Annotated in this window: 26 protein-coding genes; 22 read left to right on the forward strand and 4 right to left on the reverse strand. The window is 67.3% G+C overall.

The window, feature by feature from the left end; translation table 11 throughout:
* Nucleotides 1-8 precede the first annotated feature (8 nt).
* Together QT386_RS16970 and QT386_RS16975 are read right to left on the reverse strand one after the other, a co-directional pair.
* On the reverse strand, nucleotides 9-2390 hold the full coding sequence (locus tag QT386_RS16970; RefSeq protein ID WP_289274929.1) for a TonB-dependent siderophore receptor: 2382 nt from the start codon (nucleotides 2388-2390) through the stop codon (nucleotides 9-11).
* Between the two features lie 121 nt (nucleotides 2391-2511).
* The gene (locus QT386_RS16975) at nucleotides 2512-2943 is read right to left on the reverse strand and encodes a hypothetical protein (RefSeq protein ID WP_289274930.1); all 432 of its coding nucleotides are present in this window, start codon (nucleotides 2941-2943) and stop codon (nucleotides 2512-2514) included.
* A 227-nt stretch (nucleotides 2944-3170) separates the two neighbouring features.
* Between QT386_RS16975 and flgG the strand changes: the two genes are divergently transcribed.
* The 15 genes from flgG (at nucleotide 3171) to fliD (ending at nucleotide 19037) form a co-directional block, all read left to right on the forward strand.
* Nucleotides 3171-3956, forward strand: a complete 786-nt coding sequence (gene flgG, locus QT386_RS16980; protein ID WP_289274931.1) for a flagellar basal-body rod protein FlgG — start codon at nucleotides 3171-3173, stop codon at nucleotides 3954-3956.
* 8 nt (nucleotides 3957-3964) lie between these two features.
* A complete protein-coding gene (gene flgH / locus QT386_RS16985) occupies nucleotides 3965-4630 on the forward strand; it encodes a flagellar basal body L-ring protein FlgH (RefSeq protein WP_289274932.1) in 666 nt (221 codons plus the stop codon).
* Between the two features lie 148 nt (nucleotides 4631-4778).
* Nucleotides 4779-5843, forward strand: coding sequence for a flagellar basal body P-ring protein FlgI (locus QT386_RS16990; RefSeq protein ID WP_367401456.1), 1065 nt, complete (start codon nucleotides 4779-4781; stop codon nucleotides 5841-5843).
* Nucleotides 5843-6784 carry a flagellar assembly peptidoglycan hydrolase FlgJ gene (gene flgJ, locus QT386_RS16995; RefSeq protein WP_289274934.1) on the forward strand — a complete coding sequence of 314 codons (942 nt, stop codon included), beginning with the start codon at nucleotides 5843-5845 and terminating at the stop codon, nucleotides 6782-6784. The genes QT386_RS16990 and flgJ overlap by 1 nt, the downstream gene beginning before the upstream one ends.
* A complete protein-coding gene (gene flgK, locus QT386_RS17000) occupies nucleotides 6781-8664 on the forward strand; it encodes a flagellar hook-associated protein FlgK (RefSeq protein WP_289274935.1) in 1884 nt (627 codons plus the stop codon). The genes flgJ and flgK overlap by 4 nt, the downstream gene beginning before the upstream one ends.
* An 11-nt stretch (nucleotides 8665-8675) precedes the next feature.
* Nucleotides 8676-9863, forward strand: a complete 1188-nt coding sequence (gene flgL / locus QT386_RS17005; protein ID WP_289274936.1) for a flagellar hook-associated protein FlgL — start codon at nucleotides 8676-8678, stop codon at nucleotides 9861-9863.
* Between the two features lie 82 nt (nucleotides 9864-9945).
* Nucleotides 9946-10131 carry a hypothetical protein gene (locus QT386_RS17010; RefSeq protein WP_289274937.1) on the forward strand — a complete coding sequence of 62 codons (186 nt, stop codon included), beginning with the start codon at nucleotides 9946-9948 and terminating at the stop codon, nucleotides 10129-10131.
* A 195-nt stretch (nucleotides 10132-10326) separates the two neighbouring features.
* The gene (locus QT386_RS17015) at nucleotides 10327-11382 is read left to right on the forward strand and encodes an aromatic ring-hydroxylating dioxygenase subunit alpha (RefSeq protein WP_289274938.1); all 1056 of its coding nucleotides are present in this window, start codon (nucleotides 10327-10329) and stop codon (nucleotides 11380-11382) included.
* Between the two features lie 128 nt (nucleotides 11383-11510).
* A complete protein-coding gene (locus tag QT386_RS17020) occupies nucleotides 11511-12344 on the forward strand; it encodes an acyl-CoA thioesterase II (protein WP_289274939.1) in 834 nt (277 codons plus the stop codon).
* Nucleotides 12345-12458: 114 nt separating this feature from the next.
* Nucleotides 12459-12902 carry a hypothetical protein gene (locus tag QT386_RS17025; RefSeq protein ID WP_289274940.1) on the forward strand — a complete coding sequence of 148 codons (444 nt, stop codon included), beginning with the start codon at nucleotides 12459-12461 and terminating at the stop codon, nucleotides 12900-12902.
* A gap of 252 nt (nucleotides 12903-13154) precedes the next feature.
* Nucleotides 13155-13472: a hypothetical protein gene (locus QT386_RS17030; protein WP_289274941.1), complete on the forward strand. Its 318-nt coding sequence runs from the start codon at nucleotides 13155-13157 to the stop codon at nucleotides 13470-13472.
* Between the two features lie 207 nt (nucleotides 13473-13679).
* Nucleotides 13680-15878 (forward strand): TonB-dependent receptor, encoded by a 2199-nt coding sequence (locus QT386_RS17035; RefSeq protein WP_289274942.1) that lies wholly within the window; start codon nucleotides 13680-13682, stop codon nucleotides 15876-15878.
* A 192-nt stretch (nucleotides 15879-16070) separates the two neighbouring features.
* Nucleotides 16071-17225, forward strand: a complete 1155-nt coding sequence (locus QT386_RS17040) for a flagellin (protein WP_289274943.1) — start codon at nucleotides 16071-16073, stop codon at nucleotides 17223-17225.
* Between the two features lie 79 nt (nucleotides 17226-17304).
* Nucleotides 17305-17688 (forward strand): flagellar protein FlaG, encoded by a 384-nt coding sequence (locus QT386_RS17045; RefSeq protein WP_289274944.1) that lies wholly within the window; start codon nucleotides 17305-17307, stop codon nucleotides 17686-17688.
* Between the two features lie 20 nt (nucleotides 17689-17708).
* Nucleotides 17709-19037 carry a flagellar filament capping protein FliD gene (gene fliD / locus QT386_RS17050; RefSeq protein ID WP_289274945.1) on the forward strand — a complete coding sequence of 443 codons (1329 nt, stop codon included), beginning with the start codon at nucleotides 17709-17711 and terminating at the stop codon, nucleotides 19035-19037.
* 131 nt (nucleotides 19038-19168) lie between these two features.
* Here fliD and sugE read toward each other — a convergent pair whose 3' ends face one another.
* A complete protein-coding gene (gene sugE, locus QT386_RS17055; RefSeq protein WP_289274946.1) occupies nucleotides 19169-19483 on the reverse strand; it encodes a quaternary ammonium compound efflux SMR transporter SugE in 315 nt (104 codons plus the stop codon).
* A 181-nt stretch (nucleotides 19484-19664) separates the two neighbouring features.
* On the opposite strand from sugE, the gene fliS reads away from it, so the two are divergent.
* The 7 genes from fliS to QT386_RS17090 all read left to right on the forward strand — a co-directional run bounded on the left by fliS (nucleotide 19665) and on the right by QT386_RS17090 (nucleotide 24486).
* Nucleotides 19665-20075 carry a flagellar export chaperone FliS gene (gene fliS, locus QT386_RS17060; RefSeq protein WP_289274947.1) on the forward strand — a complete coding sequence of 137 codons (411 nt, stop codon included), beginning with the start codon at nucleotides 19665-19667 and terminating at the stop codon, nucleotides 20073-20075.
* A 65-nt stretch (nucleotides 20076-20140) separates the two neighbouring features.
* Nucleotides 20141-20689 carry a PilZ domain-containing protein gene (locus tag QT386_RS17065; protein WP_289274948.1) on the forward strand — a complete coding sequence of 183 codons (549 nt, stop codon included), beginning with the start codon at nucleotides 20141-20143 and terminating at the stop codon, nucleotides 20687-20689.
* 54 nt (nucleotides 20690-20743) lie between these two features.
* Entirely contained in the window at nucleotides 20744-21382 is a 639-nt protein-coding gene (locus QT386_RS17070) for a response regulator transcription factor (protein ID WP_289274949.1), read from the forward strand.
* 719 nt (nucleotides 21383-22101) lie between these two features.
* Nucleotides 22102-22410: a hypothetical protein gene (locus tag QT386_RS17075; RefSeq protein WP_289274950.1), complete on the forward strand. Its 309-nt coding sequence runs from the start codon at nucleotides 22102-22104 to the stop codon at nucleotides 22408-22410.
* 88 nt (nucleotides 22411-22498) lie between these two features.
* Nucleotides 22499-23056 (forward strand): dihydrofolate reductase family protein, encoded by a 558-nt coding sequence (locus tag QT386_RS17080; RefSeq protein WP_289274951.1) that lies wholly within the window; start codon nucleotides 22499-22501, stop codon nucleotides 23054-23056.
* Between the two features lie 135 nt (nucleotides 23057-23191).
* On the forward strand, nucleotides 23192-23572 hold the full coding sequence (locus QT386_RS17085; protein WP_289274952.1) for a GFA family protein: 381 nt from the start codon (nucleotides 23192-23194) through the stop codon (nucleotides 23570-23572).
* 110 nt (nucleotides 23573-23682) lie between these two features.
* Nucleotides 23683-24486, forward strand: coding sequence for a crotonase/enoyl-CoA hydratase family protein (locus QT386_RS17090; RefSeq protein WP_289274953.1), 804 nt, complete (start codon nucleotides 23683-23685; stop codon nucleotides 24484-24486).
* On the opposite strand, the gene QT386_RS17095 is transcribed toward QT386_RS17090, so the two are convergent.
* Nucleotides 24480-25541 (reverse strand): AraC family transcriptional regulator, encoded by a 1062-nt coding sequence (locus QT386_RS17095; RefSeq protein WP_289274954.1) that lies wholly within the window; start codon nucleotides 25539-25541, stop codon nucleotides 24480-24482. The genes QT386_RS17090 and QT386_RS17095 overlap by 7 nt on opposite strands.
* Nucleotides 25542-25600: the final 59 nt, after the last annotated feature.

Raw genomic sequence — 25600 nt, forward strand, 5'->3', positions numbered from 1 at the left:
GGCCTGGCTCAGAAGTCGTGGCGAAGGGTCACGACGGCTTGGCGGCCGCGGCCCGGCGTGGCCTGCCCACCACCCTCGGCGAGCTGCGAGATGTAGCGCTCGTCGAAGGCGTTGAGCAGGTTCAGCCGGAACTGGGTATTGCCCGTGAACTTGTAGGTTCCGTAGAAGTCGACCACCGTGTAGTCGTCCGCCCGCACCGTGACGTTGCCGGCGTTGGGCAGGGGGTCCACGCCGCTGGTGACCTCGTCCATGTACTGGATGCCGCCGCCCAGCGTGATCCGGGCGGTGACGTCATAGGTGCTGAAGAGGTTGAAGGAGTGGCGCGGCGTGCCGCCCAGCTCCTGGCCCAGCACGAAGTCGCGGTCCAGCGCGGGCGAGGTGGGCGGCGCGTCCTCGATCTTGGACTTCAGGTAGGTGTAGCCCGAGTACAGGCGCCACTTGTCGGTGATCTTGCCGGCGGCAATGATCTCCACGCCCTCGATGTAGTACTCCACGTTGGGCGTGGTGATGTTGGCGGGGTCCTGCCCCGGGAAGCGGCCCTCGGAGGTCTCGGTGCGGAAGATCGCCGCGCCCAGGTCCAGGCCCGCGCCCACGGTCCACTTGGCGCCCAGCTCGTAGGCCTTGATCTTCTCCGGCGGCGTGTCGAAGCCGGCGCCGACGATCGGCTCGGCGGCGCCGCCGCCCGCGAGCTGCACGCTGTTGCGATCGAAGTTGGCCGACATCACGTAGGCATTGCCGTAGGCGGCGTAGAGCGAGGCGTTGGGCGTAAGCTTGTAGACCAGGCCGAGGTTGTAGCTGATCTCGTCGTCGTCGCGCTCGTGGGTGGTGTTGTTGGTGGTGGGCGCGTTCACGCCGTCGAAGCCGCGGCGGGTCGCCTTGGCGTCCACCTGGTCCCAGCGCGCGCCGAGGTTCAGGTCCCACTGCGGGGCCAGCGCCACGGTGTCGAGCAGGTACACGCCGACCTCCTCGGTCTGGAGCCGGTAGGTGGTGCCGTCATGCACCGGCAGGCCGAACAGCGTGCCGCCGATGTTCTGGTGCGCCGGCATCGCACGTCGCGTCGGGTCGGCCAGGCGCGTCCAGGGGCCGCGGGTGTCGCGGCGGCGGTCGTTCTCGTAGCTGTAGCGCGCCACTTCCACGCCGGCCACCAGGTTGTGCTCGATGGCGCCGGTCTTGAAGTCCAGCAGCAGGTCGGTCTGGTTGTTGAGGCCCTCGTCCACCTGGTCGCGCGGCTTGGTTTCGCCGCGCACGCAGGGGTCGGCTACCGAGCAGCTCAGGTTGTCGGGGTTCAGGCCGCCGGGGTTGGCAGCGGTGGAGATGCGCGGCGAGGAGGCCCAGCCGTCATTGTCCACGCGGGACAGGCGCAGCTGGTTCTTGATCACCAGGTTGCTGCCCAGCGCGTGCTGTATGGCGAGGCCCAGCTGGTTCACGTTCACTTCCTTGCGGTCGTTGGTATGGCCGTAGAAGTTGTCGTAGTCCAGGCCGGCGGGGATCACGCCACCCTGGCCCAGCAGGTTGCCGCGGTCCGCGGGCAGGCCGGCGTCTGGCAGGTCGTCCTGGCGCAGGTGCAGGAAGTCCGCCGAGAAGCGGGTGGGGCCCTTGAAGCCCCAGCTGTAGGCGGCGTACAGGCCGTAGCGCGACTCGTCCACCACGTCGCGGCCGGGGATGTCGGCGTCATGGGCGAGCAGGTTGACGCGCATGGCGCTGTTGTCGCCCAGCGTCTTGTTCATGTCCAGCGTGGCGCGGTACAGATTGTCGGTGCCGATGCTGCCCTCGAAGCGGTTGGCGTCGGTCTGGTGCGGCTTCTTGGTGACGAAGTTGATGGTGCCACCCGCGGAGCCGCGGCCGGCATAGGCGGAGTTCGGCCCCTTCACCACTTCGAGTTGGTCGATATAGAAAGGATCGCGGAAGTAGTTGCCCAGGTCGCGAGTGTCGTTGACGTTGATGTCGTCACGCGCGTTGTAGCCGCGGATCTTGAGCTGGTCGCCGCCGGGTGGGTTGCCTTCGCCGGCCTGCAGGCTGATGCCAGGGACGTTCTTCAGCGCGTCCTTCAGCGACAGCGCGTTCTGCTCCTCCAGCAGTGCGGCCGGTAGCACCGAGATCAGGCGCGGAGTGTCGCGCAGGTCTCGCGAGTACTTGGTGCTGTCCATGCGGCTACCGCGGAAATCGACCACCGGCACCGCGGGCAGCGTGGCGGCCGCCTCGGGCTGCGTGCTGGCAGCAGCTGGATCGGAGGCATGCGGGGCGGGCGCTTCCTGCTGCGATGCCTCGGCGGCGGGAGCCTGCGCGTGCGCACCGAAGCTGGCGAGTCCGCCGGCATACAGGATGGCGGCGGTGATGGGCTTGAGGCGGAAGCCGCCTTGGGGGGTCCGGTGGGAGAGGGTGCGGGTCATCGTTGAATCTCTTGCGCGAGTGGGCTGCGGCGAGGCACGCGACGATCGGCGGCCTGCGGCATGCCCGTGTCTGGGGCGACGAGGGAGAACAGCGGGCTGGCCCTTCAGGGCCGGCGGGGGCTCAGGCCAGTGGAGGGGCCTGGGCGCGCGGGCTGCGCAGCCCGGGATCACGTAGCCGCGGTGGTGTACCGGGTAGGGCTGTCGCGCTGGACAGATCCAGGCAGGGCTGCGCTTGCAGCGGATTCAGCGAGGAAGCGGCGACGTGCGCCGCGGGCGGTTGTGGCAGCGCCGGAGCGGCGGCTGTATCCCGGCGCAGGCGGCTGCTGCGCAGGCCCTGGCCCAGGTCCGCCGCCGGCTGGCCGCGATCTTCGCCGGGGCGAAGGTCCAGCGCCTGCATGCCCTGCTGGCATTGCAGGCCGGCCGGGAGCGCGGCGGCTGCGGCGGGCGCCGATAGCCAGGACAGCAGCACCAGCGCGAGCATCGCCAGGCCGGACCACGCGCTAGCGCCCGGCGAGCCGGGCCTGGGTCGCACGAGACGCGCGTGGGAGGTCATTGGGAAATTCTAAATGTGCATGATTCTCATTGCAATGTGCAACGATCAGAGGGCAAACCGTGGTGTTGCCGGGCCGGGCGCCCCTGTCGCGGGTCTGTTTCTTGTATCGGCGGGTAGCCCCTGCTTGCTGTAGGCGCGCCAATTTCCCGTCGCGATTCCTGCTGGTCCGGAACTTGTAGCCCTCCTGGGCAAAGGCGGATTTCCGCCGCTTCAGCAGGATGACAGCCATGACCCAATCGCTCTGGGTTGCCAAGACCGGTCTCGATGCGCAGCAGACGCGCATGACGGTCATTTCCAACAACCTCGCCAACGTCAACACCACGGGTTTCAAGAAGGGTCGGGCGGCCTTCGAGGACCTGATGTACCAGACCGTGAAGCAGGCGGGCGGCGCGACCACGCAGCAGACCGAGGCGCCCTCGGGCCTGAACCTGGGCACTGGCGTGCGTGTGGTGGCCACGGAGAAGATGTTCACCCAGGGCAACATGCTGCAGACCGGCAACAGCCTGGACGCGGCGATCAACGGCCGTGGCTTCTTCCAGGTGACGATGCCGGACGGCTCCACCGCCTACACACGCGACGGCTCTTTCCAGGTCAGCAGCCAGGGTGAGCTGGTCACCTCCAGCGGCTATCCGATCCAGCCGGGCATCACGCTGCCGGAGAACGCGCAGAACGTCACCATCGGCGCCGACGGCACCGTCAGCGTCACCGTGCCGGGCCAGTCGGCCCCGCAGCAGGTGGGCCAGATCCTGATCGCGGACTTCATCAACCCGGCGGGCCTCCAGCCCAAGGGCGAGAACCTCTATACCGAGACCGCCGCCAGTGGCGGCCCGCAGAGCGGCGCGCCGGGCCTCAACGGCCTGGGCAACCTCCAGCAAGGCTCGCTGGAATCCTCCAACGTCAACGTGGTGGAGGAACTGGTGAACATGATCGAGACGCAGCGTGCCTACGAGATGAACTCCAAGGCGATCTCGACCGCCGACCAGATGCTGCAGTACGTCAACAACAACCTGTGAGCGCCGTGATGAAAATCCGCCTCGCCCTGATCGCTGCCGCTTCCCTGATGCTGCAGGCCTGCGCCAGTGCGCCGGCCATGCCGCCGCCGGCCTCGCTGCCGATGCCGGCCCTGCCGTCCGCCGCCGCCAGCGAAGGCTCGATCTACGCCGTCGGCGGCATGGCGCTGTTCGAGGACCAGAAGGCGCGCCGCGTCGGCGACACGCTGACCATCGTGCTGGTGGAATCCACCACCGCACAGAAGAAGGCCAGCACCAACACGGCCAAGGATTCCAAGACCAGCATCGATGGGCCCAAGCTATTCGGCCGTCCGGTGACGGTCAACGGCGTGCCGGTGCTGGAGGCGGAGCTGGGTTCGTCCAAGGCCTTCAAGGGCAACGGCGACAGCAGCCAGTCCAACCAGCTGCAGGGCAGCGTCGGCGCGATCGTCATGCAGGTGCTGCCCAACGGCAACCTGGTGGTCAGCGGTCGCAAGCAGGTACAGATCAACCAGGGCAGCGAGACGGTCAGCATCGAGGGTATCGTGCGGCCGATCGATATCCGTCCGGACAACACCATCACCTCCGACCGCGTGGCCAACGCGGCCATTTCCTACTCGGGGCAGGGCGCGGTGGCGGACAGCAACGTGATGGGCTGGGCCAGCCGCTTCTTCAACTCGGGCTGGTTCCCGTTCTGAGGTTTAGGCCATGAAATTTCGTAATCCGTTCGCCCTGAGTCCTGAGCCTGTCGAAGGATCGAAGGGTCTGCGCTCTTCGAAGCCAACTCGCGGAGCCGTTCATGCCTCGGCAGGTTCAGCACGAACGGCCTTGATCGCCTTTCTGCTCATGCTGGCCCTGCCCGCCCAGGCCGAGCGCGTGAAGGACCTGGCCAGCGTGGCCGGCGTGCGCGGCAACCCGCTGGTGGGCTACGGCCTGGTGGTGGGCCTGGACGGCAGCGGCGACCAGACCACGCAGGCGCCGTTCACGGTGCAGAGCCTCAAGGCCATGCTGGCGCAACTGGGAGTGACCATTCCTCCGGGCGTGAACCCGCAGCTCAAGAACGTGGCGGCGGTGGCGATCCATGCCGAACTGCCGGCCTTCTCCAAACCCGGCCAGGCCATCGACGTCACGGTGTCCTCCATCGGCAACGCCGGCTCGCTGCGCGGCGGCGCGCTGCTGATGACGCCGCTGAAGGGCGCCGATGGCCAGGTCTACGCGGTGGCGCAGGGCAACGTGGTGGTCGGCGGCCTGGGCATCTCGGCCAAGGACGGCTCCCGCGTGTCGGTCAACATCCCGAGCTCCGGCCGCATTCCCAACGGCGCCATGGTGGAGCGCGCGGTGCCGAACAGCTTCACCGCCTCGCCCGATATCCGCCTGAACCTGCACGTGCCGGACTTCACCACCGCCACCCGCCTGGCGGAGGGCATCAACCTGGCCCTGGGCGGCGGCGTGGCCGCGGCGCAGGACCCGGTGACGGTGTCGGTGCGCGCCCCGGCCGACAGCAACAGCCGCGTGGCCTTCCTGTCCATGCTGGAGAACATCGAGGTGCAGCCGGGCGACGCCCCGGCGCGCGTGATCGTCAACAGTCGCACCGGCACGGTGGTGATCGGCAGCGGCGTGCGCGTGTTGCCGGCGGCGGTGGCGCACGGCTCGCTGTCCGTGACCATCTCCGAGAAGCCGCGCGTCAGCCAGCCGGCGCCGTTCTCGGAAGGCCAGACCGCGGTGGTGCCGGACTCCGCCATCGAGGTGACGCAGAACGGCGGCCGCATGTTCAAGTTCGACGCCGGCGTCAGCCTGGACGACATCGTCCGTGCCGTGAACCAGGTGGGCGCCGCTCCAGGCGACCTGGTGGCGATCCTGGAAGCGCTGAAGGAAGCCGGCGCCCTGCGTGCCGAGCTGGTGGTCATCTGATGGCCCTGTCCCCGCTCGATTCCGTCACCGACTTCGGCCAGTTCGCTGGACTAAAGGCGCAGGCGCGCGAGCAGGACCCGGTTGCCCTGCAGAAGGCGGCCAAGCAGTTCGAATCCCTGATGCTGCAGCAGATGCTCAAGGCCATGCGCGCGGCGACGCCGGGCGAGGATGCGCTGGGTGGCAGCGAGCAGGGCAGCTTCTACCGCGACATGTTCGACCAGCAGCTGGCCGTGCAGCTCTCCAGCGGCAAGGGCGTGGGCCTGGCCGACATGCTGGTGCGACAGCTCAAGATGAGCCAGGGGCTGGGGGAGGGCGCCACGCTGGATACGACGCTGCCGGCGCGCGGCGCTGCGGCTTCCGTACAGGTGCCCCAGGCCACCGAGGCGGCGCAGGAATCCAAGCCGCCGCTGGCCCTCAAGAGCGACGAGACCCTGTCGGAGTTCAAACCCAAGACGCCGCAGGAATTCATCGACGCGGTACTGCCGCATGCCGAGAAGGCCGCCAAGGAGCTGGGCATCCCGGCCCGCGTGCTGGTGGCGCAGGCGGCGCTGGAGACGGGCTGGGGCAAGCACCAGATCCGCCATGCGGACGGCAAGGCATCGTTCAATCTCTTCGGCATCAAGGCCGACAAGTCCTGGGACGGCGACCGTGTCCGCACCATGACGCATGAATACGAAGACGGCCGCATGGAGCGGCAGGAGGCGAAGTTCCGCTCGTACGGATCGATCGCCGAGTCCTTCGACGACTACGCGCGCTTCCTCAAGTCCAACCCGCGATACGAGCAGGCCCTGCGCCATCAGGGCAGCGCGCACCAATTCGTCTCCGGCCTGCAGAAGGCCGGTTACGCCACCGACCCGGCCTATGCGCAGAAGATCATGCGCATCGCCTATGGCCCCACGGTGCAGGCCGCCATGAATGACACCGGGACCCGACTCGCATGAGTGATCTCCTTTCCATCGGCGTCTCCGGCCTGCTGGCCTACCGCAAGGCCCTGGACACCGCCGGCCACAACATCGCCAACGTCAACACGCCGGGCTACTCGCGCCAGCGCGTGGAGCTGGGCTCGCGCATCGGCGGCCCGCAGGGCGACGGCTACATCGGCGCCGGTGTCAGTTCCAGCACGGTCAAGCGGCTGGCGGATGCGCTGATCACCACGCGCCTGCAGGGTGACGCCTCGGCCTACTCGAGGGCCGAGACCTTCGCCGGCCTGGCCTCGCGCGTGGACAGTTGGCTGTCGAGCAGCGACTCCGGCCTGACCAAGCCCCTTCAGGGCTTCTACGATTCCCTGAGCGGCCTGTCGGCCAACCCCGGCAGCAGCGCGGCGCGGCAGACCGTGCTCTCCGCCGGCCAGAGCCTGGCCAGCCGCTACAACGACATGCAGACGCAGTTCGACGGCCTGGAGAGCGAGATCAACCAGCGCCTCAGCCAGACCGCCGACGAGGTCACGCGCTATGCCAAGCAGGTGGCCGATCTCAACGAGCGCATCGTGCTGGCCAAGGGCCAGTCGGGCGGCCAGCCGCCCAACGACCTGCTCGACCAGCGCGATTCGCTCATCAAGGAGATCGCCAGCCGCATCGGCATCACCACCACCGAGCAGGACGACGGCGGCATCAACGTCTTCACCGGCAGCGGCCAGGCCCTGGTGCTGGGACGCCAGGCCAATTCGCTGACGGTGGGCGACGATGCCTACGGCAGCGGCCGCAAGGAGTTGTTCTTCTCCGGCGGCCAGAACATCACCGCGCAGACCAGTGGTGGCGTGATCGGCGGTCTGCTGGATTTCCGCCGCGAGGTGCTGGACCCCGCCAAGAGCGACCTCGGCCGCATGGCCGCGGGCCTGGCCGAGGCGATGAACGCGGTCCACGCCCAGGGCATGGATGCCAGGGGCCAGATGGGCGGCGATTTCTTTGCCGACATCGCCGGCTCGGTCTATCCGGCGCGCGCCAACACCGGCAGCGCCACGGTCGCTGTGGGCCTGAGCGATGCCGGCGCGCTGACCGGCGACGATTACGCCCTGTCCTTCAACGGCAGTGCCTGGCAGCTGACCCGTGCCCGCGACGGCAGCAGCGTGCCCCTGACGGGCAGCGGCACCGCCGCCGATCCGCTGCGAGCCGAGGGCCTGTCCCTGATCCTGAGCGGCACGCCCGCTGCCGGCGACCGCTACCTGCTAAAGCCCACCGCCAACGGCGCCGCGCAGTTGCGCGTGGCGGTCACCGATGCCTCGCGCATTGCTGCCGCCTCGCCGGTGCGCGCCAGTGCCGGGCTTTCCAACACCGGCTCGGCCACGGTCGGCAGCATTGGTGTGACCGACTCCGCCAACGCCAACCTGCTCAGCGGCGTCAGCATCCAGTTCACTGGCCCCAATACCTACAGCGTCAACGGCAGCGGCAGCTACAGCTGGAACGCCGGCGACAGCATCGAGGTCAACGGCTGGAGCCTGAAGCTCAGCGGCGCTCCCACCGCTGGCGACAGCTTCAGCGTCGGCGCCAACACCGCCGGCAGCAACGACAACGGCAATGCCCGGGCGCTGGCCAAGCTGTCCACGCTCGGCGTACTCGACGGCGGTCGCAGCACCCTGTCGGACTCGCAGGCCGCCTTGGTGGGCCGGGCCGGTGCGCAGTCGCAGCAGGCCAGCCTGCAACTCGACGCGCAGGCCTCCGTGCGCGCACAGACCGAGGCCGAGCAGGCCTCGCTGTCCGGCGTGAACCTGGACGAGGAGGCCGCCGACCTGGTGCGCTTCCAGCAGGCCTACCAGGCGGCCGCGCGCGTGATCGCGGTGGCCAACGAAGTGTTCCAGACCCTGCTCGACGCATCGAGGAACTGAGGTAAGCGACCATGAGAGTCTCCACGTCCATGCTGCAGCAGAGCGCCATCGGCCAGATGCAGAAGCAACAGGCCGCCCTGGCCAAGACGCAGCTGCAGCTGGCCACCGGCCAGCGCCTGCAGAGCGCGGCCGACGATCCTTCGGGCTCTGCCTCGGCGGTGCGCCTGGACCAGGCCAGCGCGCAGTACGGGCGCTACCAGCAGCAGATCGACACCGCGCGCAATCGCCTGGGCCTGGAGGAGAACGTGCTGGCCGACAGCGTCGAGCTGCTGCAGCGCGTGCGCGAGATCGCGGTGGAACTGAACAACGGCACGCAATCCACGCAGACCCGCGGCATCCTGGCCAACGAACTCAAGAGCCTGCGCGAGCAGCTGCTGTCCTATGCCAACGCGGATGACGGCCAGGGGCGCTACCTCTTCGGCGGCTCGCAGGACGGCACGGCGCCGTTCGCCGGCAGCGGCACGGTGAGCTACGCCGGCGACCAGCAGCAGCGCCTCCTGCAGGTGACCGGCAGCCGGACCGTGGCGGACTCCGACCCGGGCAGCGAGGTGTTCCAGCGCCTTCGCGACGGCAACGGCACGTTCACGGTCTCGTCCGGCGCCAACACGGGCACGGCGGGGCTCAAGAGCGCGCGCCTGACCGATGCCTCGCTGTGGGACGGCGGCAGCTACACGCTGAGCTTCACCGGCGGCAACTACGAGGTGCGCGATGCCGGCAACACCGTGGTGACCAGCGGCGCCTACACGGATGGCCAGACCATCGCCTTCCGCGGCCTGGACCTGAGCTTCACCGGCACGCCGGCCGAGGGTGATCGCTTCACCGTGGGCGCCAGCGGCCAGAAGGACATGTTCGCGCAGATCGATGAGCTGGTACGCATCGCCGGCATGCCGCAGGACACCGCCGCGCAGCGCGCCCAGGTGCAGACCGCCATGCACCAGTCCCTGAGTGCCATCGACAACGCCAGCCTGCACCTGTCGGACGTCCGCGCCGCCGTGGGCAACCGCCTGGCCGCCCTGGACGACGCCGAGGCCCAGAACGGCGCCCAGCAGGTGCAGACCGAGACCGCGCTCGACAAGATCCGCGGACTGGACTACGCCGAGGCCGCCACGCGGCTGTCGCAGCAGCTCACGGCACTGCAGGCGGCGCAGCAGACCTTTGCCAAGGTGCAGGGGATGAGCCTGTTCGATTACCTGCGCTGAAGGGTCGTTGACGGCAGCCTGACGGCGCCCGGGTGGCGCCCCTGCGGATTTATCATGGCGCATCTGGTTTGCAGGATGCCCGGTGAAGGTTTTCGGTATCTATTCCGCGGTTCTCATGGCGCTGACGCTCGCCGCCTGCAGCCTGTTCGTGGACGGCCGTATGGAGTTGGCGCAGCGAGCGCCGGCCGGGCCCCAGGGGGGCGGCGAGGCCATGCCGGTGGCGCCCTCCGCTCCGGCCAAGACACCCCGGATTGCGCTGTCTCGTTGAAGTCTCGCCGTACCCCACGGCCAATCACCCCTGCATATGAGGGATGAATCCGGGTTGCCCGCCTCTCTAGGCTGGATGCCTGGTGCAAGACCAGCCCAAGGCGCCTTTACCCAGGGTCATCCCTCCGGTTGAGCGGTCGTTGGCGCGTGTCTCGAGCACCGCAAGCCCGAAACCATCCGCCCAACGGGGGACGCCATGTCCAGCGCATCAGCCGAAGCATCCAGCCCAGCCCATCCGTCCGCGAGCCTCAGCCTGGCCCAGTTGCTGGAGTCCACCCGCCTGGAACGCTGCCCGTTTCCCATCCCCAGCAGCTGGTTCTTCGTGGACTTCTCGGAGAACCTGAAGGTGGGCGAGGTCCGCAACGTCAAATTGTTCGACCAGGAGTGGGTGTTGTTCCGCGGCGAGAGCGGCAAGGTCGGCATGTCCGATCCCTACTGCCCGCACCTGGGTGCCCACCTGGGTCACGGCGGCACCGTCTGCGGCGACCACATCCGCTGCCCCTTCCACCACTGGGAGTACGACGCCGACGGCTGGTGCAAGCAGGTGCCCTACGGCAAGGGCGCGCCGGCCATCACCAAGGTCCGCCCCATCTTGCGTACGCTGCTGGTGCAGGAGCGCTACGGCCAGATCTGGGCCTGGTTCCACCCGCGGGCCGAGCCGCCGAGCTGGGACCTGCCGCACATCCCCTGCATGGAAGACCAGGGCTGGGTCGGCGACCAGCGCGGCACCTGGCAGGCCAGCACCGCGATCCAGGAGATCGTCGAGAACTCGGTGGACATCGCGCACCTCAAGTTCCTGCACGGCGCGGCAGGCATCCCGCCGATCGAGGTGGAGTACGAGCAGCACATGCAGCGCTTCAATCTCGGCGGCGGCTACATCGTGGGCCAGACCTGGGGCGCGGGGTCCGTCGGCACCGTGACCTTCACCCAGGAGGGTGTCAGCGCCACGCTGTTCTCCTACACCCAGCCGATCACGCGCGAGCTCACCAGGATGAACATGAGCTTCCGCCACCAGGCCTACCCGGAAGGCTCCAAGGAGCTGTACATCGCCCGCAAGCTGATCGACCACATGCAGCGTGAAGCCGAAGACGAGCAGGGCGCCGGCTTCGAGAGCGTGGACATGGTGATCTGGAACAACAAGAAGTACCGCCACAAGCCGCTGCTCTGCGAGGGCGACGGCCCGATCTTCCAGTTCCGCGAATGGTTCCGCCAGTTCTACGTGGCCGACCCGGACGTGATGGCCAAGATCTAGCTGGCACACACACAAAGGGCGCCGCGGGGTTTCCCCGCGGCGCCCTTTTTCATGCGCGGCGGCGTGCGGTGTCCCGGCTGGCTCGATGCGCTACGCTCCCCGCATCAAACCTTGAGGATCGTCCCCGCATGAATGCCGACAACGCTGCAACCCTGCATCCACTCGACCTGGCCACTGCACTGAGCGGCGAGGGCGGGCAGTACAGCGGCCAGACCTCGGCCGGCTACGCCAACATGGTGGGCCCCTTCGGTGGCGTGATCGCTGCCACGCTGCAGCGCGCGGTGATGCAGCACCCGGAGCGCCTCGGCGAGCCGGTGGCGCTGACGGTGAACTTCGCCGCGCCGATCGCCGACGGCGACTTCAACGTGGTGGCGCGCCCGGCGCGCACCAGCCGCAGCACCCAGCATTGGACCATGGAGCTGTCGCAGGGTGGGCAGGTGTCGGCGACCGCCACCGCCATCACCGCGCTGCGCCGCGAGACCTGGGACGCCACGGACCTGCCATTTCCGCCCGCCCCGGCGATGGACGGCCTGCCCAGCCTCAAGGGCTTGCCGGGTCTGCCGAAGTGGGTCGGCCGCTACGACCTGCGCCTGGTGCGCGGCGGCATCCCGCCGCTGCCGCAGCATGACAAACCGCAGGTCGACAGCTCCGAAACCCTGCTGTGGGTGCGCGACGAACCGCCGCGCCCGCTGGACTTCGTCGCGCTGGCCTCGATCTGCGACGTGTTCTTCCCGCGCAGCTTCATCCGGCGCCAGCGCATGGCGATGGCGGGCACTGTGTCGATGACGGTCTACTTCCACGCCGACGCCGCGGCACTGGCCGCGCACGGTGAGCGCGAGCTGTTGGCGCACGCGCGCGGGCTGCGATTCCACGGCGGCTACTTCGACCAGGCCGCGGAAATCTGGAGCCCGGAGGGCGTGCTGCTGGCGACCAGCAACCAGGTGGTTTACTTCAAGGAGTGAGCTGGCCGTGGCAGAGTGCGGGATCGGAGCCGTTGATGGGATCAATAGCTACTTTCCGTCTTTACGCTAAGCCGCTTTCGGTACAGGCTCAGTCGGTACCATCAAGGGGTGACCATGGATCAGGTGGAACTGACGGAACGGCTGCGCAGGCTTGGATGCCCGGACCCTGAAGGCTGGGCGAGATCGCAGATGGAGGAAGGGATTCCCCAACTGGCGAGGTATGTGTTTCTTCGCCAAGCCTGGAAGCGGATTCTTGGTGAGAACGACCATGGCTGGATTGAGAATGTGCTGCAGAATCTGCAGCGCAGTCCGGATGCTCCCTATGCTGGCCAGGGGCATGCACTGAAGAGACTGAGGGAACTCGGTGCAAGAGATGAGGACCTGACCGACTTGGTTCGCGGTGCCCAGGCGGAGCTTCTCTTTGATTTCTGCTACCTGCTGGAGGATCCCGGGGAATTGGAAGGGGGAAATCTCCGAGCTATCTTGGGCGCTGGTGGAACTGGATTCGGAGGGCCACGTTTTGGAACGAATCGGCAGCCTGCACGAATCAGTGCTTGAGACGGACCCGACAGGCCGCGAGATGGCACCACGGCCCAGTGATTTGCGATGAATCTCATTGCATTTTGCATGCGCCGCCGTAAAACCCACCGCAGACTGCAAACTACTGATTAAATAACAAAAAATTAATCCGCACGGCAGCGATTTTAAGCTGGCGTTCAGCCTGGGAACGCATCCTTGTCACACGCCCGCCGCATCGGGGGCGGAAGATGCCGCCGGTCAACCGGCCTTTTGAACCCAGGAGAGAAACGGATGACTCTCGAAGACGCCCTCGATTTCTGCAATGACCTCTCGCGCATGGTGCGGGCCTGGGCCGTAGAGCCCGTGAAGGCGCTGAGCCAGCTCGAGCAGATCGAACAATGCTTCATGCTGGATCGTCCCGGCGATCATTTCCTGGTGATGAAGGTCTCGGCCGCAGTGGCGGCGGTGCAGGACTGGCTGAAGTCCGGCCTTTCGCAGACGCAGGAACTGCATCAGATGCGCACGGCCAACCAGGCCATTGAGTTGCTGCGTCAGGCGATCCCTGAAAGCTATGAGGCTGTGGAGTCGCGCTCCAGCCTCGCGGCCTGACCAAGAAAACTGCGGGACAGCGGTAACGGCGGCCCCGGAACAAGGACTTCCGGGGCCGTTTTTATTGGAGCGCCACACGGCATGCGTTGCAGGATGGCCGGGTCGCTGCAACAGTAGCGCCCCTCAGCGGCGAGAATGCGGGTACAGGTGCAGGTGATCGGGGGCGGCGGGACTCAATGGCGGATGTGCAGCCTCGGGCTTTGCGCCGTGCTGCTATCGCTGGCCCCGGCATGGGCCTGGGCGGATGCGGCGGTGGAACTCGCCCCCGTGCAGGTGAGCGCGCAGAAGCGCCCGCAGGATGAGCGCGAGGTGCCGCTCTCCATCACCGTGCTGGACGGCGAGAAGATGCAGGCCGCGCGTCTGAGCACGGTGGACGATCTCTCCCGCTACGCCGCCAACACGCAGTTCAGCAAGAACCAGCTCTTCATCCGCGGCATCGGCACCGGCGCCAATCTCGGCTTCGATCCTTCCGTGCCCTTGTTCGTCGACGGTGTCTTCCTGGGCCGCGGCACGGCGGCGCTGATGCCGTTCTGGGACCTGGCGCAGGTCGAGGTGATCCGGGGCCCGCAGGGCACGCTGCTGGGCAAGAACAGTACCGGTGGCGCGCTGAGCCTGCGCACCACGGAGCCAGGCGAGCAAAGGGGCGGTTCGCTGGCGGCCGTCCACGGCGACCTGGATCCCTTGACGCTACGCGCCGCGGTGGACCTGCCGCTGGCGCGGGACTGGGCGCTGCGCTTGTCGGGCCTGCAGGAAAGCCTGGGCGCGTATGGCGACAACAGCGCGCTGGACGAGGAGACGCTGGGCCGCCGCAGCCGTGGCCTGCGCGCGCGCCTGCAATGGCGGCCGGAAGGGGACTGGTCCGGCTGGCTGAGCCTGGAGGCCAATCGTACGAGCCTGGAGCGCTTCGGCAGCGAGCTTTCGGCGGTAACGCCCGCGAGCCTGGCGCTGTACCGCCAGTACGACCCGCAGACGGATGCCCGGCTGGATTACCACAGCTCCACGGATACCGAGGGCAGTGAAGCGGATCGCCGCGCGGCGAGCGCGACGCTGAACCTGGAGTGGGGTGGGGAGGAATTGCGCTTCACCTCGCTGAGCAATGTCTCCGGCTCGCGCCTGGGTTACTTCTACGACGCCGACTATTCGCCGGTGCCGCTGCTGACCCTGGCCTTCGACGAGGACTACCAGCAGTTCAGCCAGGAGCTGCGACTGGAAGGGCGTCATGACGCGGTCGACTGGCTGCTCGGTGCCTACACGCTGCAGGCGGACCTGGACGTGGACAGCCGCATCACGGCCTTTCCGGGTGGCGCGGCCTCCTTGCTGTCCGGGCCTACGCCGTCGCTGCTGCAGCCGATCCTCGAACTGCTGCGCCTGCCCGCCGCACTGGACCCGCTGTCGGACCAGAGCCGCAAGGACTTCCGGCAGCAGATGGCCAGCTACGCGCTGTTCGGGCAAGCGGTCTGGCATTTCGCGTCACGCTGGGACCTCAGCGCAGGCCTGCGCTGGACGCGCGAGCGCAAGTCACTGCGCATGCAGCAGTCCTTCGAGAACAGCGGCCTGCTGTTCCGCCAGGCCCTCGGCGAAGAGCCCTTCATCGCCGATGTGAAGCGCGAGGAAGACGACTGGTCCCCGCGCGTGGTGCTGCAGTACCGGCCCGGCGCGGACACCACGCTGTATCTGCTGGCGGCGCGGGGCTTCAAGAGCGGCGGCTACAACGACCTGGCCTCCAGCGCGGACAAGCTGGAGTTCGACGCCGAGCGTGCCGCGACACTGGAGGGCGGCGTCAAGACACTGTGGCTGTCGAGGCGCCTCGCGCTCAACCTCAACCTGTTCGAGAGCCAGGTGAAGAACCTGCAGGTGAACGCCTTCGACGGCACGTCCTTCTACGTGCAGAACGCCGCGTCCGCGCATCTGCGCGGCGCCGAGCTGGAGACGCGCTGGCTGCTGGGGCGCGGCTGGAGCGCGCAGGGCAGCCTCGGCTGGCTGGACGCGCGCTACGAGTCCTTCCCCAACGCGCCCGCGCGCGCGGACCAGCAGGGCGACTCGCAGGACCTGAGCGGCCAGCGCCTGTCGCGCGCGCCGCCGTTCTCCGGCGCGCTTGGCCTGGAGTACTACGCCGTGCTCGGTGCCGGCTGGAGCTGGCGCGCCGCGGCCGACCTGCTGCACCGCGGGCGCAGCTTCCTCTCGCTGGACAACGATGCGGCCGACGCACAGCCGGCGGTGACCACCTTCAATGCCCAACTCGCGCTGGCCTCCACGCAGGGCTGGGCCCTGTCACTGGAAGGGCGCAACCTCAGCGACGAGCGCGTGCGCAACGCGGCCAGCGACGTGTCGCTGTTCAGCGGCAACCACTGGGCCGAGCTGGACCCGCCGCGCCGCTGGTCGTTGACGCTGGCGCACCACTGGTAGCAGAGCCCGCCGCCCCCTTTTCCTGGTGATTTTCTGCCCGGCGCCGCTCTTCCGGCGATTCCTACCGTTGATCCATCTTCAGAAAAACTCCTAAAGGTTTGTCAGACGACGCCGTTAAGCGCCTCAGTAGCGGCAAAGAGCTGCGAAGGGCCGGAACAACGTCACCGGCAACATCCAACCCAGGAGAAAGCCATGCAAGGTATCAACACCAACGTGATGTCTCTGAATGCCCAGCGCAATCTGAACTCGTCACAGTCTTCCCTTTCCACCTCGATCCAGCGCCTGTCCTCGGGCCTGCGCATCAACAGCGCCAAGGACGACGCCGCCGGCCTCGCCATCAGCGAGCGCTTCACCAGCCAGATCAAGGGCCTGAACCAGGCGCAGCGCAATGCCAACGACGGCATCTCGCTGGCGCAGACCGCCGAAGGCGCGCTGGGCCAGGTCACCAACAACCTGCAGCGCATCCGCGAGCTGGCCGTGCAGTCCGCCAACGCCACCAACTCCTCGACCGACCGCGCCGCCCTGCAGACCGAAGCCTCGCAGCTGCTGAGCGAAATCGACCGCGTCGCCAACCAGACCTCGTTCAACGGTGTCAAGCTGCTCGACGGCAGCTTCAGCTCTGCGGTGTTCCAGGTCGGCGCCAACGCCGGTGAGACCATCAGCGTGTCCGGCCTGGTCGACGCCAACGTTGCCGCCCTGGGTTCGGTGACCGCCGCCTCGGGCCAGTCCAGCGCGGTTTCGGGCATCACCTCCCTGGGCGCCGTCGGCGCCGGTGCGCTGGTGATCAACGGCACCGACGTCGGCGCCGGCATCGGTGCCGCCGGCACTTCCTCGCAGCGTGTGGGCCAGGTGGTGGACGCGATCAATAACGCCGCCAGCACCACCGGCGTGAACGCGGCCTACGACTCGGCCACCGGCCGCATCAACCTGACCTCGGCGGCCACCATCGCGGTCACCGGCACCGATGACGGTACGGCCACCGGCTTCAACGTCGCCGGCGGCGACGGCAGCGGCACCGCCAGCACCACCACGGGCCTGAGCTCGCTGAGCATCGCCAGCTACGCCGGCGCCTCGCTCGCCATCCAGCAGATGGACAGCGCGCTGGCCCAGGTCAACTCGGCTCGCGCCACCATCGGTGCGGTGCAGAACCGCTTCGAGTCGGTGGTCGCCAACCTCGCCACGACCTCCGAGAACCTGTCGGCTGCCCGCAGCCGCATCCAGGACACGGACTTCGCGGCGGAAACGGCCAACCTGACCCGCTCGCAGATCCTGCAGCAGGCCGGTACCGCGATGCTGGCCCAGGCCAACTCGGCGCCGAACAACGTCCTCAGCCTGCTGCGCGGCTAAGCGACGGAAACCCGACGGGGCGGGCCGCAAGGCCCGCCCCCAAGGGACTCCCACTCCGGAGTCGCTGAAGGAGTAGCACATGAGTACAGACATATTGGCGGTAGCGGCAGTGGCGGCCTCCCGGGGAGGCGAGGGCCACCGCGCTGCCGTTTCCGTGTTCGTGTTGCCTGCCGCGGCGCCCGCCGCCAAGGCACCGGCGCCCTCTCCCGACACGGCGGAAGCGCTGCAGGCCCCCACCGCGGAAGACCTGCGGGAAGTGATCAGCCAGATCGAGCGCTACCTGGAGTCCAGCCGCACCGGCCTGGAATTCCGCGTGGACCGCGATCTGAACCAGGTGATCGTCTCTGTGGTGGACCCCCGCGACGGCACCGTGTTGCGACAGATGCCCAGCGAAGAGGCCTTGCGCATCGCCCGCGCCATGGCCGACGAAGGCGACGGCGGTCTGTTGGACGCCCTGGTCTGAAAACTGCATAGGGAATCCATATGGCCACCAGTTCCATCAATGCTTCCAGCTTCAGCTCCGGGCTCGACGTCGTCAGCCTGGTGGCGCAGCTCGTCGCCGTGGATCGTGCCAAGCCGGACGCCCGCATCGCCGCGGCACAGTCCAAGGCCCAGACCCGCCTGTCGGCGCTGGGTGTAATGAAGTCCGCCCTGTCCAACCTGCAGACCACCGCCAAGACCCTGGTCGGCGGCGGCGCGGTGGCGACACCGGCGGTCAAGTCCTCCCGAGAGGACCTGTTCACCGCCACCACCGCCCCCGGCGCCGCGCGCGGCAGCTTTGCGGTGGAGGTGGTGTCGCTGGCGCAGTCCAGCAAGCTGATCTCCGGTCCCGTGGCCAGCGCCGATACCATCCTCGGTGCCGGCGACGTCGATATCACGGTGGGCGACAAGAGCTTCAAGGTTACCCTGGGCAGCACCGACAACAGCCTCGGCGCGCTGCGCGACGCGATCAACAAGGCCACCGACAACCCCGGCGTCACCGCATCCCTGGTGACCGAGTCCGGTGGCGTGCGCCTGCTGCTCACCGGCAACCAGACCGGTGCCAGCCAGGCGGTGAGCGTCAGCTCCTCGCTGATCTCGCTCAACCAGACCCAGGCCGCGGCCGACGCCCATGTGAAGGTGGAAGGCTTCGACGTCTACAGCGCCAGCAACACCGTCACCGGCGCGCTGGACGGCGTCACGCTGAACCTGGTCAAGGCCGAGCCCGGCACCACCGGCACCCTGGCGCTGAGCACTGACAACAGCGCCTCCGCCAAGGCCGTTCAGGACTTCGTCACCAAGTACAACCAGGTGTTGACCACCATCAACAACCTGACCAAGTACGACGCCGCCACCAAGACCGCCTCGACGCTGACCGGCGACAGCACCGTGCGCCAGACCGCCGCCGAGCTGCGCTCCATCATGAGCGGCTCGGCCCCGGGCGGCGCCTACAGCTACCTCACCCAGCTCGGCATCAAGACCGGATCCGACGGCCTGCTGAGCGTGGACAGCGCCAAGCTCAACGAGGCCATCGCCAAGGACTCCGGCAGCATCGCCCGCATGTTCGGCGGCGACGACGGCTACGCCACCAGAATGAGCAAGAGCATCGACGCCATGCTCGCCGACAACGCCGGCCTCGACGCGCAGACCGACACCCTGCAGGCGCGGCTCAAGGACATCGAGAAGCAGAAGGACGCCCTGGACCGACGCATGACGCAGGTGGAAGCGCGCTACACCGCGCAGTTCACCGCGCTGGACACGCTGATGACGCGCATGAGCACCACCAGCAACTACCTCACGCAGCAGCTCGCGGCGATCGCGAATAATAACTAGCAATTTTCATGTGGGAGACACTCGCGTCGCTCCCACATGAAAGGCCGTCTTCTCGTAGAAGCGGCTGTCGGCCGCGATCAAAACTCATTGCGACCTCGGTGTTCGCGGCCAACGGCCGCTCCTACGGGAGTTCAATGCGCCAGCTTCAACCCGATCACCCCGGCCAGGATCAGCGCCACGCTGACCAGCCGCGCCGCATTGGCCGGCTCGTTCAGCAGCACGATTCCCAGGATCACCGTGCCGGCGGCACCGATCCCCACCCAGACCGCGTAGGCCGTGCCCACCGGCAGCGTGCGCATGGCCAGGCCCAGCAGGCCCAGGCTGATCGCCATGGCGCCCACGGTGAGCACGGTGGGAAGGGGACGGGTGAAACCCTCGGTGTACTTCAGGCCAACGGCCCATCCGATCTCGAACAGGCCGGCCAGCACCAGCAGTAGCCAGGACATGATGACGCTCCGCAAAGCGGGGTCGTCCCCGGGGTGTTCCGACGAATCGACGGGGTCGTCCCCGTGTCGGTGGTCGGCGGCTTGGACCAGCCGTCGGCAGGGGAGTTCCCCCGTGTTCCAGCCGCTCAAGTCTAAGCCATTGCGGCCGATAAGGGTCTGGACGACAACAGGAGTTTCTCCCATGCCCGCCCTGCAATCCGGCGCTCTCCGGCAATACCAGAACACCGCGGTGATCGACGCCGCCAGCGCCGACATTCCGCCGCAGCAGTTGATAGCCATGCTGCTGTCGGGCGCGCTGGAGCGGCTCAACACCGCGCGCGGCTGCATCCTGGGCGGCGACCTGGCGCGCAAGGCGCCGCTGATCGCCTCCGCCAGCGGCATCATCGAGCACCTGCGCCTGTGCCTGGATCACCAGGCCGGCGGCGAGATCGCCCGCAATCTCGACGCCCTCTACGACTACATGGGCCGCCGCCTGCTGCGCGCCAACCTCGACAACGACGCCGCCGGCATCGACGAAGTGGCCGGCCTGCTGCGCACCATCAAGGCCGCCTGGGACGACATCGGCCGCCCGGGCCCACGCCCGGTGCGCTGAGCGGCGTGGTTGGCCCGTCTGGCACAGGGACTGCAGGGTCTGGTGATACCGCCAGAGTTCCGCTTATGAGCAACCCAACCTCCCTGGATCAGCAACTGGGCTACCGCGACACCCTGCCACTGGGCTGGGTGCCGCTGGCTACCCCGCCGCCGCCCGAGCAGCTCCAGCAACTGCAGGAGAACAACCTGCGCGTGCTGGCCGTGGTCGCCGCCCTGGAGGAGCGCCACTCCTCCCGCGGCGAGAGCGACGAGCGCGTGGAACAGGAGCTGGACCGCATCCACCAGAAGCTGGACATGCTGCTGGTGCTGTTCGGCCAGTTCCTGCGCCGCATGGACCCCTCCGCCCCACCGCGCCCGGTGCGCCTGACCTCCGCCGGCCTCGGCTGGGAGGGCGGCAGCGCCCTGGAGGGCTACGGCCTACTGTCGGTGATGTTGCACCCCTGCATGCCCGAGGCCTTCACCTGGCCGGCCCACGCCGTCAACGTCGGGGCCCAGGGCGAGGCCCGCTTCGAGCCCCTGGGAGAGCCCCTGGAGGCCGCCCTGGAGAAGCACGTCTTCCTCCACCACCGCCGCTCAGTCGCCGTCTCCCGACCGCCTGCCGCCCGGAACGCGTAGGGCGCCCCCTGACGGGGGTAGTATCTGGCCAAGATTCACTGGAGGAGACCCGGGATGCGGCTGATACTCGCAGAACCGCAGACGCTGGTCCGCGCAGGGCTGGCCCGCCTGCTGGAATTGCACGCGGGCGCCGAAATCGTCGGCGAGGCCGACGATGGCCAGCAACTGCTGGAGCTGGCCGCCCGCCTGCGCCCCGACATGATCGTCAGCGAGCTCGCCCTGGGCCGCATGAGCGGCCTGGAGCTGCTGTCGCAGCTGCGCCGCCACTACCCCGAGATCGCCGTACTGATGATCTCCGCCCAGCTCGACAGCCACTCCGTGCGCACCGCCCTCAAGCTGGGTGCCGCCGGCTTCCTGGGCAAGAACGCCGAGCCCAAGGAACTGCAGTTGGCGCTGCAGGCCGTGCAGAAGGGCCAGGTGTACCTCAGCCCCGGCATCGCCCACCTGGCCTTCGAGCGCCGCAGCGCCTCCCAGCGCGCCGAGGACCACGTTGCCCTCACCCCGCGCCAGAAGCAGGTCCTGCAGCTCATCGCCCGCGGCCGCTCCACCAAGGAGATCGCCTCCCTGATGGGCGTCAGCATCAAGACCGTGGAAACCCACCGCGCGCGCATGATGCAGTCGCTGGGGCTCTACGGCACCAACGCCCTGATGCGCTACGCCATTCGATTGGGCATGGATAGCGGCACGCTGTAATTCTTAGCTCCCTCTCCCCGCCTGCAGGGAGAGGGCTGGGGTGAGGGGGAGTACTCGCCGTGCTCCCCGCAGTGAGCCTTGCCATCGTTTCGTCATCCTCGCAGTATTCCTCCCATACGCCGCCTGGCGAACGTAGGACGTGCCTGGCCTGCCGTATGCGATCGGCGGGTCAATGACCCGCCCTACTGCACTGAATTGGATATCAGGCTTAGATATAAAAGTTAAATCTAATTGGCGTTAGAGCGCGATGAAGTTCAGCACTCCCAGAAGAGACATGGATTTTGAGATTCCAGACGAGTAGTGGTCATTTACGGAGATGGCGTCATTCCATCCAGACGGGGACGCCTACTACCCGTACTCACTCTGTCATGCAGGGCTCGTTCAGGTCGTTCCGCTTTCGCTCGTACAGCCCCCCACACGAAATGCTGGCATTGCTCTGCTAAAAAAATCAAACTAGTGCCGGTGCTTCTTGCATTCCAATCCCCTGAGTGCGCATTACCACCTGTAGAGGTCGTTTCCCTGAATCAGCCTAATTCGTATCAGTATCGGGTCCGCAATGGCTGTCATCGCTACTACGCTTCGGTGGCTGCTGGCTACACCAATCTGCCCGTTGTGAGTGTTTCGTAGCGAGGGTTCCAATCAGCGCTTCAAGCTGACAGTCCCGCCTTGGGCAGGCCCGCAACTTAAGATAGGCGTTAGCTAACAACAGAGGAAGCACAATGGCTCACACCGAGAAATCGATCGATACTCTTGTGTCGATAAGTGGAACCTTAGCCAGCATTGGGCTTGCACTTGTGGCAATTCTTGTCTCGAAGACATCGATCGATCATGTCGAGGTTGTCGCTGACGATCTATTCTTATTTTCATCGCTTGGCTTCCTTTTCGTCGTCGTGCTTGGCTACATGGCGCAAAAGCGGTTAAACGCTGCCCAGACCACAAAATTGGTAACAGTCGCCGAATGGATGTTTTCTGCGTCAATGGCAACCATCGTTATCGGCGCGATCCTGATGGTCTACTCTGTCGTATAAGCGGGTGCTAGCAAACAAGTCATTCAAGCCTACGCCGCTTCGCGGCGCTGTTGAATCCGAACGTTGGGTGACTCAGCGGGAGCGTGCCATGGGAATCTTGACCTTCAGCCTTAACGTCACCCTGGATGGTTGCGTCGACCATCAGGAAGGCATCGCCGACGATGAGACGCATGCCTTCTTTACCCGCCTGATGGATGGGGCGGGGGCGATGCTGTGGGGGCGCGTCACCTACGAGATGATGGAGAGCCACTGGCCCGCGGTCGCCCGCGGCGACGTGGAGGCGCCACCGGCCATACATGAGTGGGCGGTCAAGCTGGAGGCCAAGCCGAAGTACGTGGTGTCCTCCACGCGAAAGGACTTCCCGTGGACCAACAGCCACCACATCGCCGGCGACCTGCGCGCGGTTGTGCAGAAGCTCAAGGATGCGACCCCGGGCGACGTGCTTCTGGGCAGCGGCAAGCTCGCAGTCGAACTGGACCGGCTGGGCCTGATCGACGAGTACCAGTTTCTCGTCCACCCCAGGATCGCCGGCCACGGCCCGACCCTGTACGAGAGCGGGCTCGCGAGCACGCGAAGGCTCGATCTGGTATCGGCGAAGCCGCTGCGCTGCGGGGCGGTCGCCATGCACTATCGGCGCGGGAGCTGAGGCACTGCCTTCATCGCGACATGAAGCAACCGTAGGGCGGGTCGAGACCCTCGAGCACGGGCAGAATTTCACCCTGCGATAGCCGGCGACACGGAAACATCAAAGCAGGTATGTCACGCATATGAGGACGGCCAGATGCTGATCAATCCAATCCACAAGGCATCCTGTCATTGCGGCGCAGTGCAACTGGAACTGACCCTGCCCAACGGGCTGGTTGATCCCCGGCACTGCACGTGTTCCATGTGCCGTCGGCGTGGCGCCATCGTCGCATCCGTCTCGCTATCCGGCTTGAAGATAGTTCGGGGAGAGGAGCATCTGCGGCTGTACCAGTTCAACACCCGAACCGCGAAGCACTACTTCTGCTCCATCTGCGGCATTTACACCCATCACCAGCGCCGTTCGAACCCTGAGGAGTTCAGCTTCAACATCGGCTGCCTGGAGGGCATGGAAAACCCCTTTGCGCTGGAACCCGTACGGGTACTGGATGGGATCAACCATCCGCGGGATCGCAAGTAGTCCCTGCAGGCCGGGCCGAGCGCCTGGCGGAGTTGTCAGACGGGCGATTCCAATTTCCTGGCTTTGGCGGCAGCATGCCCGGCATCAACTCCTTTTCCGGACCCGCTCCCATGACCGACCGTGTCACCCTCGAGATCGCCGACGGCATCGCCACCGTCGGCCTCAACCGCCCCGAGAAGCACAATGCCCTGGACATCCCGCTGATCCAGGCGCTGGTGGACACGGCCAAGACCATCAAGGCGGACCGCTCGGTGAAGGCGGTGGTGCTGCAGGGCAACGGGCCTTCGTTCTGCTCGGGCCTGGACGTAGCCAGCGCCTTCTCCAGCCTGCCCAAGTTCTTCAAGCACTTCGCTACCTTCGGGGTCAAGAAGCGCAACATCTTCCAGGACGTCAGCCTGTGCTGGCGTGAGCTGCAGGTGCCGGTGATCGGCGCCATCCACGGCAATTGCTTCGGCGGCGGCCTGCAGATCGCGCTGGGTGCGGACATCCGCATCGCCACGCCGGAGTCCAAGCTGTCGGTGATGGAAGTGAAGTGGGGCCTGATCCCGGACATGTCCGGCACCGTGCTGCTGCGCGAGCTGATGCCGATCGACGTGGCCAAGGACCTGACGCTGACCGGGCGCGTGGTCTCCGGCACAGAGGCCAAGGATCTGGGTCTGGTCACGCGCCTGTCGGCAGACCCCAAGGCAGACGCCCTGGCCCTGGCGCAGGAGATCGCCGCCAAGTCGCCGGACGCGGTGGCGGCCGGCAAGCAGCTGCTCAACGCCAACTGGCTGTGCAGCGAGAACCAGGCGCTGAAGCTGGAGCGCAAGCTGCAGTTGCTGATGTTCCGCAGCAAGAACCAGCGCATCGCGGTGAAGGCCGGCCTGGCCAAGCAGCCTGCGCAGTTCAGGCCGCGCGAGCGCGATTACTGATCGCCGGCGGCTTCGCCGGTCTGCTGCTCGCGGAAGGCCGAGGGCGACATGCCCTTCCAGCGCTTGAAGGCGTGGATGAAGCTGGCCGGCTCCGAGTAGCCCAGGCGCAGCGCGATCTCGCTGAGCTTGATGCGGCCGGTGCTGAGCATTTCCTCCGCCAGCGTCTGGCGCACCTCGTCGAGCAGCGCGCGGAACGAGGTGCCTTCTTCCTCCAGCCGCCGCCGCATGCTGCGCGGCGACAGGTGGAGGCTATCGGCGATGCGCTGGATGTCCGGCATCTCGCCGGGCGAGCGCAGCAGCAGGTCGCGCACCTTGCCGGCGATGCCGGCGCGCGACTGGCGCTGTGCCAGCAACTGGCGGCACTGCTCCAGGCATAGCCGCGCGAGCTGGCTGTCGCCCTGCGGCAGCGGTGCGTCGAGCACGGCGGCGGAATACAGCACCGAATTCTCCGGCGAATCGAACTGCGGCTCCAGCCCGCAGAGCTCGGCATAGCGCGCGGCATGCGCCGGGCGCGGCCCGCGCAGCTGCACGCGCGTGGGCGGGATGCCCCCGGGCCGGATCTCGCGCACCGCGTTGGTCAGCGCCGCGAAGTCGCGGTCCAGCAGGAACTGCCGCAGGTCTTCCGGAATGCCGCTGTCGTCCAGCACCACGGCGATGTCGCGCCCGCGAGGCTCCATGCGGAAGCGCACGAAGGCATAGGACAGGTCCAGGTAGCGGGTGGCGATATCCGCCGCGCTGCGGAAGTTGGGGCTGCTGACCAGCGCGAAACCCCAGATGCCGTAGACCGCCAGGTGATAGCGCAGGCCGGCGTCCAGCCCCAGGTCGGGAAGATGCTGGAGCTGGCGCACGATATTGCGCACCAGCCGCAGTTCCTGCCCGGCGCTGATCTCGCTCTGGGGGTCGGCCAGTGCCTCGGCGTCGATCCCGGTGCCCTGCAGGCAATCGGCCGCCTCCATCCCGCGTGAGACCGCGAGCTGGGTCAGCAGGTTGGCACTGATGGCGCTGCGGTTCGTGTCCTCGGGGACCATGTGGGCCTGGGGGAGGGGCGTGGCCACAATTATCAATGCCTTGTCCCTTGGAGTCATCCACAGGGGACGAACGGCAGCCCATGATG

Source organism: Solimonas sp. SE-A11 (assembly GCF_030345715.1).
Lineage (GTDB): Bacteria > Pseudomonadota > Gammaproteobacteria > Nevskiales > Nevskiaceae > Solimonas_A.

Excerpts from the sequence above, each read along its gene's own strand:
- flgG (WP_289274931.1), top strand. The coding sequence starts at position 3,171 with ATGACCCAATCGCTCTGGGTTGCCAAGACCGGTCTCGATGCGCAGCAG.
- flgJ (WP_289274934.1), top strand. The coding sequence starts at position 5,843 with ATGGCCCTGTCCCCGCTCGATTCCGTCACCGACTTCGGCCAGTTCGCT.
- QT386_RS17085 (WP_289274952.1), top strand. The coding sequence starts at position 23,192 with ATGCTGATCAATCCAATCCACAAGGCATCCTGTCATTGCGGCGCAGTG.
- flgH (WP_289274932.1), top strand. The coding sequence starts at position 3,965 with ATGAAAATCCGCCTCGCCCTGATCGCTGCCGCTTCCCTGATGCTGCAG.
- QT386_RS17080 (WP_289274951.1), top strand. The coding sequence starts at position 22,499 with ATGGGAATCTTGACCTTCAGCCTTAACGTCACCCTGGATGGTTGCGTC.
- sugE (WP_289274946.1), bottom strand. The coding sequence starts at position 19,483 with ATGTCCTGGCTACTGCTGGTGCTGGCCGGCCTGTTCGAGATCGGATGG.
- QT386_RS16970 (WP_289274929.1), bottom strand. The coding sequence starts at position 2,390 with ATGACCCGCACCCTCTCCCACCGGACCCCCCAAGGCGGCTTCCGCCTC.
- QT386_RS17015 (WP_289274938.1), top strand. The coding sequence starts at position 10,327 with ATGTCCAGCGCATCAGCCGAAGCATCCAGCCCAGCCCATCCGTCCGCG.
- QT386_RS17065 (WP_289274948.1), top strand. The coding sequence starts at position 20,141 with ATGAGCAACCCAACCTCCCTGGATCAGCAACTGGGCTACCGCGACACC.
- QT386_RS17070 (WP_289274949.1), top strand. The coding sequence starts at position 20,744 with ATGCGGCTGATACTCGCAGAACCGCAGACGCTGGTCCGCGCAGGGCTG.
- QT386_RS16990 (WP_367401456.1), top strand. The coding sequence starts at position 4,779 with ATGCTGGCCCTGCCCGCCCAGGCCGAGCGCGTGAAGGACCTGGCCAGC.
- QT386_RS17025 (WP_289274940.1), top strand. The coding sequence starts at position 12,459 with ATGGATCAGGTGGAACTGACGGAACGGCTGCGCAGGCTTGGATGCCCG.
- QT386_RS17090 (WP_289274953.1), top strand. The coding sequence starts at position 23,683 with ATGACCGACCGTGTCACCCTCGAGATCGCCGACGGCATCGCCACCGTC.
- fliD (WP_289274945.1), top strand. The coding sequence starts at position 17,709 with ATGGCCACCAGTTCCATCAATGCTTCCAGCTTCAGCTCCGGGCTCGAC.
- fliS (WP_289274947.1), top strand. The coding sequence starts at position 19,665 with ATGCCCGCCCTGCAATCCGGCGCTCTCCGGCAATACCAGAACACCGCG.
- QT386_RS17045 (WP_289274944.1), top strand. The coding sequence starts at position 17,305 with ATGAGTACAGACATATTGGCGGTAGCGGCAGTGGCGGCCTCCCGGGGA.
- flgK (WP_289274935.1), top strand. The coding sequence starts at position 6,781 with ATGAGTGATCTCCTTTCCATCGGCGTCTCCGGCCTGCTGGCCTACCGC.
- QT386_RS17030 (WP_289274941.1), top strand. The coding sequence starts at position 13,155 with ATGACTCTCGAAGACGCCCTCGATTTCTGCAATGACCTCTCGCGCATG.
- QT386_RS17040 (WP_289274943.1), top strand. The coding sequence starts at position 16,071 with ATGCAAGGTATCAACACCAACGTGATGTCTCTGAATGCCCAGCGCAAT.
- QT386_RS17075 (WP_289274950.1), top strand. The coding sequence starts at position 22,102 with ATGGCTCACACCGAGAAATCGATCGATACTCTTGTGTCGATAAGTGGA.
- QT386_RS16975 (WP_289274930.1), bottom strand. The coding sequence starts at position 2,943 with ATGACCTCCCACGCGCGTCTCGTGCGACCCAGGCCCGGCTCGCCGGGC.
- flgL (WP_289274936.1), top strand. The coding sequence starts at position 8,676 with ATGAGAGTCTCCACGTCCATGCTGCAGCAGAGCGCCATCGGCCAGATG.
- QT386_RS17020 (WP_289274939.1), top strand. The coding sequence starts at position 11,511 with ATGAATGCCGACAACGCTGCAACCCTGCATCCACTCGACCTGGCCACT.